This is a genomic window from Acetobacter papayae JCM 25143, from assembly GCF_000613285.1.
GTDB lineage: Bacteria > Pseudomonadota > Alphaproteobacteria > Acetobacterales > Acetobacteraceae > Acetobacter > Acetobacter papayae.
In genome coordinates, this window is sequence record NZ_BAIN01000035.1 from 18376 (window position 1) to 27498 (window position 9123).

The 9123-nt window shown below is 63.6% G+C and carries 11 protein-coding genes; 6 read left to right on the forward strand and 5 right to left on the reverse strand.

The window, feature by feature from the left end; all coding sequences use genetic code 11:
- Positions 1 to 12: 12 nt before the first annotated feature.
- From JCM25143_RS09455 to JCM25143_RS09475, 5 genes are all read right to left on the reverse strand, one after another.
- A complete protein-coding gene (locus tag JCM25143_RS09455; RefSeq protein ID WP_025860935.1) occupies positions 13 to 558 on the reverse strand; it encodes a 1,2-dihydroxy-3-keto-5-methylthiopentene dioxygenase in 546 nt (181 codons plus the stop codon).
- Positions 555 to 1175, reverse strand: coding sequence for a methylthioribulose 1-phosphate dehydratase (locus JCM25143_RS09460; protein WP_025860936.1), 621 nt, complete (start codon positions 1173 to 1175; stop codon positions 555 to 557). Before JCM25143_RS09460 ends, JCM25143_RS09455 begins: the two co-directional genes overlap by 4 nt.
- 95 nt (positions 1176 to 1270) lie before the next feature.
- A complete protein-coding gene (locus JCM25143_RS09465; protein WP_025860937.1) occupies positions 1271 to 1525 on the reverse strand; it encodes a twin-arginine translocase TatA/TatE family subunit in 255 nt (84 codons plus the stop codon).
- Between the two features lie 135 nt (positions 1526 to 1660).
- Positions 1661 to 2101, reverse strand: a complete 441-nt coding sequence (locus JCM25143_RS09470; RefSeq protein ID WP_051543180.1) for a CHAP domain-containing protein — start codon at positions 2099 to 2101, stop codon at positions 1661 to 1663.
- A gap of 68 nt (positions 2102 to 2169) precedes the next feature.
- Complete coding sequence (locus JCM25143_RS09475) at positions 2170 to 3027, reverse strand: RecX family transcriptional regulator (RefSeq protein ID WP_025860939.1); 858 nt, start codon at positions 3025 to 3027, stop codon at positions 2170 to 2172.
- A 283-nt stretch (positions 3028 to 3310) separates the two neighbouring features.
- Between JCM25143_RS09475 and JCM25143_RS09480 the strand changes: the two genes are divergently transcribed.
- From JCM25143_RS09480 to JCM25143_RS09505, 6 genes are all read left to right on the forward strand, one after another.
- On the forward strand, positions 3311 to 4519 hold the full coding sequence (locus JCM25143_RS09480; RefSeq protein WP_025860940.1) for an aspartate aminotransferase family protein: 1209 nt from the start codon (positions 3311 to 3313) through the stop codon (positions 4517 to 4519).
- On the forward strand, positions 4516 to 5520 hold the full coding sequence (gene argF / locus JCM25143_RS09485; protein ID WP_025860941.1) for an ornithine carbamoyltransferase: 1005 nt from the start codon (positions 4516 to 4518) through the stop codon (positions 5518 to 5520). The genes JCM25143_RS09480 and argF overlap by 4 nt, the downstream gene beginning before the upstream one ends.
- Positions 5520 to 5837, forward strand: a complete 318-nt coding sequence (locus JCM25143_RS09490; protein ID WP_025860942.1) for a hypothetical protein — start codon at positions 5520 to 5522, stop codon at positions 5835 to 5837. The genes argF and JCM25143_RS09490 overlap by 1 nt, the downstream gene beginning before the upstream one ends.
- An 80-nt stretch (positions 5838 to 5917) precedes the next feature.
- Positions 5918 to 6910: an Hsp33 family molecular chaperone HslO gene (gene hslO / locus JCM25143_RS09495; RefSeq protein WP_025860943.1), complete on the forward strand. Its 993-nt coding sequence runs from the start codon at positions 5918 to 5920 to the stop codon at positions 6908 to 6910.
- A 123-nt stretch (positions 6911 to 7033) separates the two neighbouring features.
- Positions 7034 to 7939 carry a RodZ family helix-turn-helix domain-containing protein gene (locus tag JCM25143_RS09500; RefSeq protein WP_025860944.1) on the forward strand — a complete coding sequence of 302 codons (906 nt, stop codon included), beginning with the start codon at positions 7034 to 7036 and terminating at the stop codon, positions 7937 to 7939.
- Positions 7940 to 8108: 169 nt separating this feature from the next.
- Positions 8109 to 9123, forward strand: a 1015-nt coding sequence (locus JCM25143_RS09505; protein WP_025860945.1) for a helicase-related protein, incomplete at its 3' end; no start/stop codon positions are given.

A 9123-nucleotide genomic window follows, 5' to 3' on the forward strand; every position in this document is an offset into this window, starting at 1 on the left:
ATCGATGCTCGCTCAACACGCGTAGGACGGAAACCGGCGGGCAATCTCATCGCCCGTGTAGCGGGCCACCCAGCCTTCCTTGTGGGTAAAGATACGCAGCGTCACCACATCGGGCTCCGGCCCGGCGTCAAACCAGTGCCGCGTGCCTTCGGGAACGGAGATCAGGTCTGTCTGGGTGCAGCCCACATCATAAATCCGCCCACCCACATGCAGCACGAAATGTCCGCCGCCATGCACGAAAAAACGCACCTCGTCCTCGCTATGGATATGCTCGGACAAAAACCGCTCACGCAGGGCTGCAAGGTTGGGAGTTTGCGTGTTCATACGCAGCACGTCGGCCGAACCCGCCCCTGTCTCGCCCATCAGCCGGTCAAGCCACGGGCGGTAGGTTTCAAGAATGGCCTCTTCGGCTGCATCCTTGGGCGGAATGGCCGGGCCTTCCCAGCGTTCAAAACGCACACCCATGGGGGCTAGCAGATTTGCAATTTCATGGGGGTCGGAAGTCTGCAGAACAGGCGTGCCGGGCTGCCCGTCCTCATAAACGCTCAGGCTACTCATGCCTTCAGTTTCCTTCTTTCCAGTTCGCAGGCCAGCAGGAACTCGAGCCCTTCCAGCCGTGCCAGCGCCATGCCCATGTCACGGCCCCAGACATACACACCATGGCCGCGGATAATGTAGCCTGCGGGCATGTCCGCCACATGGGGCTCCACCTCGCGCGCAAGCCGGGCAATATCCTGATCATTGGGGAACAGCGGCACAGGCACCGTGGCCTCGTGCGTGTCCTGACCGGCAAACACCTTCTGCACTTCGTAATCGCTCAGCAGAATCCGGGGCGATGGCTCAGTCATGGACAGCACGGTAGACGCAACGGAATGGCCATGCAGCACCGCCCCGACATCGGGCAACAGGCGATAGATCTGGCAATGCAGCAGGGTTTCCGCGCTGGGGCGATTGCCCGCATCATGCGGCTGGCCAGCCAGATCAACGGTAATCACGTCCTGCTCGCTCAAGAAACCCTTGTGGCATCCCGAGCGGGTAATGGCGATCCGCCCATCCGGCAGACGGCGGCTGATATTACCCGCTGTTGCAGGCACCCAGCCACGGGCATCAAGCCTCTGGCCCGCCTGCACGATATCGCGCGCAGCCGCAGCCAGATCCGGCGTGTTGTCACTCATTTCTGTTCCATAACTCGCAGGTCGCGCAAACAGCCCGCCACGCATGGTGCCACGCCCTAAAAAAGCGCGGCTTCATGCCTCAGCAGGGCAGTGTTTCAGCGCGGGGTGGACTGATCGGCAGGAGCGCGCGTTTCGGCAGCGGTCGCCACGGGCGGCGGGGCAATATGCCCGCCCGCATTGCGCGTAGCAGCCTGCTCCTCCAGCGATTCGTCATCCGCCATGTGTTTCTTGAACGATTTGATGCCTTTGGCCACATCGCCCATCAGTGTCGTAATCTTGCCGCCACCGCCAAACACAACCAGAACCACAACAAGCACAATCAGCCAGTGCCAGATGCTCAGACTACCCATTTCACGCTCCCCCTGGCCCGTCAGCCCGCCTGTTTACCCCACAGCGCAGCCACGCCAAAAAACTCTACTGTGTAGATGAGGGCGAATGCCCGTTCATGCAAGCCCTTCCTTAATGCCCTAGTGCATGGGCTGGGCTCAGCTTCCCCCCTGCCATGGTGGCTCTATAAAGCCGTACGCAGGATAGACGGTTTTACCCAGTGCGCGGGAGGGTGCCCACCACACGCGCACACGCGTCCAGTCATTACGCGGCGAAACATCCACGATAGGGGCCGAACGCGTCACCCGTCCCGGCTCCCAGTTGGCATGATCGACCAGCACCAGCCGACTACTTCTGACCTGCCGCACAACAGAAACATGGCCCGAAGGCAGCCGCCCTGTTGCGCGGAACACCAGTACATCGCCCTCATGCGGGACAGATGAGCGGGTATAAATCCCGCGCGACCTGTTCCACCACAAAGCGGCATCGCCCCGCAGATTGACCGCCGAATGCTCTCTTGCATAAGGCGCGCACTGCACGGAGCCATTCCAGCTTCCGCTCACGCGGCCCGAACTGCCGCCCGCACAGGCAGCCAGCATAAGCAGCGGCACCAGAACCCCCGCCCGCCGGAAAACGGACAGCACGACACGCCACCCCGCAAGCGCGGTTACGATTCGGCCTTCAGTCGTTCGAGCCATTCGTCCGCCTCCTCCCGTGTCATATCCAGCGCGCGGGCTGCCGTATCGCGTGCGAACCCGGCCCGCGCCAGCACGCCCAACGCCCGGTGTACCCCTCCGGCATCCGCCCGCCGCCTGCCGGCTGCAACCCGCCTTGGCCGGGGAGATTCGTCCTCATCCCACGCCTCGCTCCCCCACCCGTCGGAGGATATGCTGTCATCCATGCTGTCAGCGGCATGACTTTCCTGCACCGCACTGGCGAACGGCCCCAAGCGTCTTTTACGCGCCAACACCAACGCCGCGCACAACTCCCGCTCGGTGGCGGACAGGCCCCGGTTATACTCCGTCTGGCCATAACCCTGTGCGCCTGCGCCCTCCTCAGGCGGCTCTTGCGCTTCATCACCCTGCATGGCCTGCGCCCGGATAGGAGCCGCAACACCCCGGGCCGCCAGATGCGCCTCTATGGCCCGGCTGGAACGCCCCGTGCGCACCAGCCTGCGCGCACGGGCATGGGCAAAGGCGGCATCATCCACCGCGCCAAGGCTCACCATTTCCTGTGCAATTTCCGTACATACGGCCGCAAGCGCCTGCGCCTGTTCCTCTGCACCTTCCGCCCCCGCAGCCGTGGCCCGTGCACGCCAGCGAGCCACGCGCCGCAGTAGCACCTGCTCCAGCCCATGCCGGGTTGTGCCAAAACGGGCCAGATGCGCCAGTGCCGCCTCACGCAGTGCCGCACGGTCTGGCACGGGAGGCACGACAGGGGGCACAGCAGCGGCCCTAGCCGGTTCACCCCTGCCTGAAGAAGCCTTGCTGCGGGCCTGTGTGCCCAAAGAGCGCGCGCGGGTCATGCTACACACCCTAGCGCGCCCCTGCTGTCAGGCAAACACTCCAAAGCGCTGAAACCACACGCAATCCTGCCCTGCCTTTCAGGCGCTCCCGCCTTTGACGCATGCCGCGCATGCAGGAATTTTAAGCCAGATATTTGACTCTCTGCTGTTGAAAGCGCCATGATACAAAAGTGTAACGGATCGCCCGCTCCATTTTCAGGCAGCGGGCGCTTTTCGTTTTGCATCATCGTTTTCATGGCCACCAACCGGGTTCAACACTCAACTCAAAGCAAAGACCAGTCTCATGATCTCTCCGCTCATGCCAACCTACAAACGCGCCGGTCTCGCCTTCGAGCGGGGAGAGGGCGCATGGCTGTACGCATCGGACGGACGACGATTTCTGGACTTTGCTGCTGGTATCGCCACCAGTTCAATCGGGCATGCGCACCCGGCTCTGGTAAAGGCCATCAGCGAACAGGCGGGGCGGGTTATCCATGTCTCGAACCTGTTCTGCATTCCGCAGGCAGAAAAACTGGCTGAACGGCTTGTGGCCAACACGTTCGCTGACAGCGTGTTTTTCTGCAATTCCGGCGCTGAAGCCAATGAAGGCATGGTCAAGATGGCGCGCCGGGCGCAGTTTCTGGCCGGCCACCCCGAACGTACGGACATCATCTGCATGGACGGCGCGTTCCATGGCCGCACGCTGGCCATGCTGTCCGCCACCGGCAACCCCAAATATCTTGAAGGCTTCGGCACGCCGGTTTCCGGTTTCACGCATGTGCCTTTCAACGATATCGAAGCTGTCCGCGCCGCGATAACCCCGCGTACCGCCGCCATCATGCTTGAACCCGTACAGGGCGAAAGCGGGATCAAGGTGGCTGATCCGGCTTACCTGCGCGCCGTGCGCGCCCTGTGCGATGAAACCGGTGTGCTGCTGGCCCTTGATGAAGTGCAGACTGGCGTAGGCCGCACCGGCCGCCTGTTTGCCCACCAGTGGGCCGGGATCACCCCGGATGTCATGAGCACGGCCAAGGGGCTGGGCGGCGGCTTTCCCATCGGGGCCATTCTGGCCACGCAGGCAGTCGCCGCAGGCATGACGCCGGGCACGCACGGCACGACCTTCGGGGGGAACCCGCTGGCCTGTGCCGCCGCCAACGCCGTGCTGGATGTCATTCTCGCCCCGGGTTTTCTTGATCAGGTCTGTGAACGCGCCGCCCTGATGGACACCCTGCTGGATGCGGTTGTGGCCGATGCACCGGAAATTTTCGACCAGCGCCGTGGCCTTGGCCTGCTGCTGGGCCTGCGCTGCGTGCCACCCGTGGGCGATGTGCAGGACGCGGCACAGGATGCGGGCCTGCTGTGCGTTACAGCGGGCGATAACGTCCTGCGGCTTGTCCCGCCCCTGACCGTAACTGAAACCGAATGTCGTGACGCCGTGGCCTGTCTGGTGCGCGCCATCGCCGCCCTGAAAGACAGGTCGACCATCAAGACTGTTCTGGAGCCTACACCGTGAGCGCCGTCGCCTCCATTGTTCCGCCCTCCCTCAACTCCGTGCCGCCGCGCCATTTCCTTGACCTGAAGGATCTGGACACGGCCACCCTGCGCCAGATTATCGACACGGCGGCAGGCATGAAGCGCATGCAGCAGGGGCGGCGCTTTCCGCTGCACCCGCGCCAGCCACTGGCCGGGCGGCAACTGGGGCTGATCATGTCCAAGCCCTCGACCCGCACCCGGGTTTCGTTCGAGGTGGGCATGCGCCAGCTCGGAGGGGATGTGGTGGTGCTGTCCCCGCAGGAAATGCAGATCGGGCGGGGCGAGAGCATTGCCGATACCGCCCGTGTGCTCTCCCGCTTTGTGGATGCCATCGTGCTGCGTACCGGCCATACGTCAAACCTGCATGATCTGGCCCGCTGGAGCGGTGTGCCTGTCATCAATGGCCTGACACCCAACTCCCACCCGGTGCAGATCATGGCCGATGTCATGACCTTTGAGGAACATCGTGGCCCGGTTAAAGGCCGCACATTCGCCTGGACGGGCGATGGCAATAATGTGCTGGTATCCCTGATCGAAGGGGCTGTGCGCTTTGGCTTTACGCTGCGCGCTGCAACCCCGGTGAGCATGAAGCCGCCGCAGGATGTGCTGGACTGGGCGTTGCGCGAAGGCGGCAAGGTAGAATGGACCGCCGACCCCCGTGCCGCCGTGGACGGGGCCGACTGCGTGGTGACCGACACATGGACCAGCATGTCCGACTCCGAAGCTGAAGCCAGCGCGCGCGCCGAACGGCTTGAGCCCTACCGTGTCACCACCGAACTGATGGCACTTGCCGCACCGCAGGCCCTGTTCATGCACTGCCTGCCTGCCCATATAGGGGAGGAAGTCACTCAGGAGGTGTTTGAAAGCCATCATTCCGTTGTGTTTGATGAGGCCGAAAACCGCCTGCACGCCCAGAAAGGCATACTCGCCTGGGCGCTGGGTGGCGCGAACTGGACTTCTTTCGGCAAGGAACAAGGCTGATGAATGGTGTAGACAGAGCTGCCTCCCCCACCACAACGGAAGATACACCCAACGCCCCCGGCTGGGTGGAAAGCAGTCTGGACGCCATTCTGGCAGGCCTGCCCGTTGCGGCGGACAAGCTCGCCCCGCTGCGCGCCAGCTATCTCGACTGCCTGGCAGGGTGCGGCCGCACGCAGGACCTTGATGCCGAGCACGATGCCTGCCGCAAGGCATTTCTGGGCAGTCTGACCTCGGTTCTGGACCTTTCCGCCCCTGATCAGCGCGCTCTGGAACAGAAGCTCGAGAAACTGGAACTGGATATTTCCTCGAACATCTGACCCATGGCGGCGGGGCCTTGCGGGCCCTGCCACTGCGCGTTTTCTCCGTTTCATGCTTATGCAGGGCCTGACTTTACTCCATGGAAAAACCGGCTTTTCTTGATCGTGACCGCCCCGATGTGCCCGACCTTGTGGTGCCCGGCGGTGTTACGCCATTCTATCTGGCGGGGCAGCCGGTACGCGGCCGCCTGATCAGGCTTGGCGTGCTGGCCGATGCCCTGCTGACCCGCCATGACAACCCGGCCCCGGTCACGCAGCTTGCTGGCAAGGCGCTGGCTCTGGTGGCGGCACTGGCCTCGGCCCTGAAGTTTCAGGGCTCGTTTTCGCTCCAGATCAAGGGCGATGGCCCGGTTTCCATGCTGGTGGCTGACTGCACCAACTCCGGTGCCCTGCGATTTTATGTGCGCACCGATCCGGACGCGCTTGAAAACCTGCTCGCCACCACCCCCAACCCCACCGACCGCGCCCTGCTGGGCAATGGTTATCTGGCCCTGACGGTTGATCAGGGCGCGGAAATGGAGCGTCATCAGGGAATTGTGGACATAGCCGGCGATGACCTTGCCGCCATGGCCACCCATTATTTCAACACCAGTGAGCAGCATGCCTGTCAGGTCATGCTGGCCTGCGCCATGACTGATGCAGGCTGGCGCGCGGGCGGGCTGGTGCTTGAGCGGATCGCGGGCGAAGGCGGTGCACAGTCGGATGCCGAAGCTACCTCGGCCATGGATGAGAGCACGGACGAAAACCTGCTGATAAGCCCCGATGATGCAAGCTGGGAAACCGCGACCATTCTGGCAGCAACCCTGCGCGATCAGGAAGTGCTGGATGATGGGCTGTCCTCTCCCCATCTGCTCAACCGCCTGTTTCATGAGCAGAACCTGCATGTAAACCAGCCGCGCGCCCTCGCCTTTGGCTGCCGCTGCTCGCGGGCACGGCTGATTGATGTGCTGGAGCGCTTCCCTGAGGATGATCTTGACCACATGTGTCAGGACAACGGCACCATCGTCATGACCTGCGAGTTCTGCAACAAGGATTTCCATTTCCCGCGCCAGAGCATTGCCGTCGGGCGCTGATACGCCCCGTTGACCGCACCCCGCCCCTGTCGCACACTCGCTCACCTAATGAGAGCAGCGCCTGACCAGGTCGGGCGCTGGTGGTTCATCTGCCCGTAATCCGGCTGTTCCAGAGTGTGAGTCATGATGCCGTTTTCCCGTCTGTTCCGTTCGTCCGTGGCAACAGCCGTGCTGCTTCCCGCCCTGCTGGCTGGCTGCGCCCAGAACAGCGAACCAACCCAGTTCGCCCCCCTGCGCTACGACTATCTGGGCCAGATGAACCTCAACGTTTCCTCGCTCGCGATTGTTGACCGCACCGCCGCCCACCCGGTGGAAGGCAATATCGGGCCTGAATCCCCCACCCCGCCGCTACAGGCCATACGCCAGATGGCACAGGACAGGCTGAGCGCGCGCGGCGCGACCGATTCCACCAACACGGCCCGTTTCGTGATCGACCGCGCCTCCATCCTGCATCTGCCCGGCGGCACGCTGAAAGGGAATGTGGGGGTTCATCTCGATATTCTGGCGGCCGATGGCCACCGCGTTGCCTCGGCCTCCGCGCAGGCATCGCAGTCGCTCCACCCTGATCCTTCAGGCAATGTGGAAAGCCGGGCCAATCTGTACGCCGTCACCCGCGACATGATGCAGACACTCAATGTGGAGTTCGAGTATCAGGTCCATCATTCGCTCAGCAAATGGCTGGTGGATGCTGGTGGCACCCCCATGGGCAGCGCAATCCAGACCCAGTCTCTCAACGGGCAGGATGACACCGCAGCGCCCCTGCCAGCCCCCAGCGCCACAAAAACCGACACACAGACCCTGCCTGCCACACCGGCTCAGACCAGCGCCCCCGCAGCAGCAGCCGAAACAACACCCGCCCAGCCCGCTGCCACCCCGGCCACCAGTGCGCAGGATGCGGAACCCAACCCCATTTTCCCGACCGGGGACGACACAACACCCACCGCCACCAAGCCCGCAAAGACGCGCGTGCAGTCCCCCAAGGCGGGTTTTCTGACCCTGCCTGGCAAAAGCACGCAAAGCAGCCAGTAACCCGACAGCCCTGTTTCCCCACGCAGGCAAGCCCCCGCGCACGAAGCCCCACAAGGCTTCTGCGCGGCACAGGCTAAACCCGCGGCAGCCCCCCTTGGCCGGGCTGCCCTGACAAGCGCCAAGCAGGCCCGCCATTGCGCCCGCTCTGGCGGCACGCCATAACACGCTCATGCCTATACTCTCCCCCGCGTCCGACCCGTTCTCCATCACGGAAGGCCTGCCTGTGCGCGAAATCCTGCCAGCGCTCTGCGCCCATCTGGCCACGGACCCCGCGGGAGGACAGTTTGCCAGCGCGGTTGTGGTCGCCCCGCCCGGCGCGGGTAAAACAACCTCTATCCCACCTGTTCTGGCCGCAGCCCCATGGCGGGGCGAGCACGAGCGTATCATCATGCTTGAGCCAAGGCGGCTAGCCGCCCGGGCCGCTGCCCAGCGCATTGCGGCCCTCAGGGACGAAAAGGTGGGACTGTTCGCGGGCTACCGCACGCGGGTGGACAGCGCCATATCCGAACACACGCGCATTGAAGTGCTGACCGAAGGCCTGTTCCTGCGCCGCCTGCTGTCAGACCCCATGCTCGAAGGGGTTGCCTGCGTTATTCTGGACGAAATCCATGAACGTTCGCTGGATGCGGATCTGGCGCTGGCTTTCTGTCTGGACCTGCAACGCAGCCTGCGCCCGGACCTGCGTTTGGTAGCCATGTCCGCCACGGCGGAAACCGAACGCCTGAGCACGCTAATGAACGCGCCGGTATTTACCAGCTCGGGCCGTATGCACGAGCTGAGCGTGCACCATGCCACAAAGGATATCGCAACCCTGCGCGATATTCCTACGGTCACGGCGGCGGGCGTGCGACGGGCACTGGCCGAAACGGAAGGCGATATTCTGGTCTTCCTGCCCGGCACGGGAGAAATCAGGCGCACTGCACAACTGCTGGCCGATTGCGCTGTGACGGTCCTGCCCCTGCATGGAGAACTGCACCCCGCGGAACAGGCGCGCGTGCTCCAGCCCGGCAATGCGGGCGAGAGACGAGTTATTCTGGCCACCTCCATTGCCGAAACCTCGCTAACCGTACCGGGTGTGCGGGTCGTGGTGGATTGCGGTTTTCGCCGCGCCCCCCGGTTTGACGCGGGAGCGGGGCTGTCGCGGCTGGAAACGCTGCGGATTTCAAAAAGCTGCCGCCCGCCAG

Excerpts from the sequence above, each read along its gene's own strand:
- JCM25143_RS09475 (WP_025860939.1), bottom strand. The coding sequence starts at position 3,027 with ATGACCCGCGCGCGCTCTTTGGGCACACAGGCCCGCAGCAAGGCTTCT.
- JCM25143_RS09465 (WP_025860937.1), bottom strand. The coding sequence starts at position 1,525 with ATGGGTAGTCTGAGCATCTGGCACTGGCTGATTGTGCTTGTTGTGGTT.
- JCM25143_RS09500 (WP_025860944.1), top strand. The coding sequence starts at position 7,034 with ATGATGCCGTTTTCCCGTCTGTTCCGTTCGTCCGTGGCAACAGCCGTG.
- JCM25143_RS09455 (WP_025860935.1), bottom strand. The coding sequence starts at position 558 with ATGAGTAGCCTGAGCGTTTATGAGGACGGGCAGCCCGGCACGCCTGTT.
- JCM25143_RS09480 (WP_025860940.1), top strand. The coding sequence starts at position 3,311 with ATGATCTCTCCGCTCATGCCAACCTACAAACGCGCCGGTCTCGCCTTC.
- hslO (WP_025860943.1), top strand. The coding sequence starts at position 5,918 with ATGGAAAAACCGGCTTTTCTTGATCGTGACCGCCCCGATGTGCCCGAC.
- JCM25143_RS09490 (WP_025860942.1), top strand. The coding sequence starts at position 5,520 with ATGAATGGTGTAGACAGAGCTGCCTCCCCCACCACAACGGAAGATACA.
- JCM25143_RS09470 (WP_051543180.1), bottom strand. The coding sequence starts at position 2,101 with ATGCTGGCTGCCTGTGCGGGCGGCAGTTCGGGCCGCGTGAGCGGAAGC.
- JCM25143_RS09460 (WP_025860936.1), bottom strand. The coding sequence starts at position 1,175 with ATGAGTGACAACACGCCGGATCTGGCTGCGGCTGCGCGCGATATCGTG.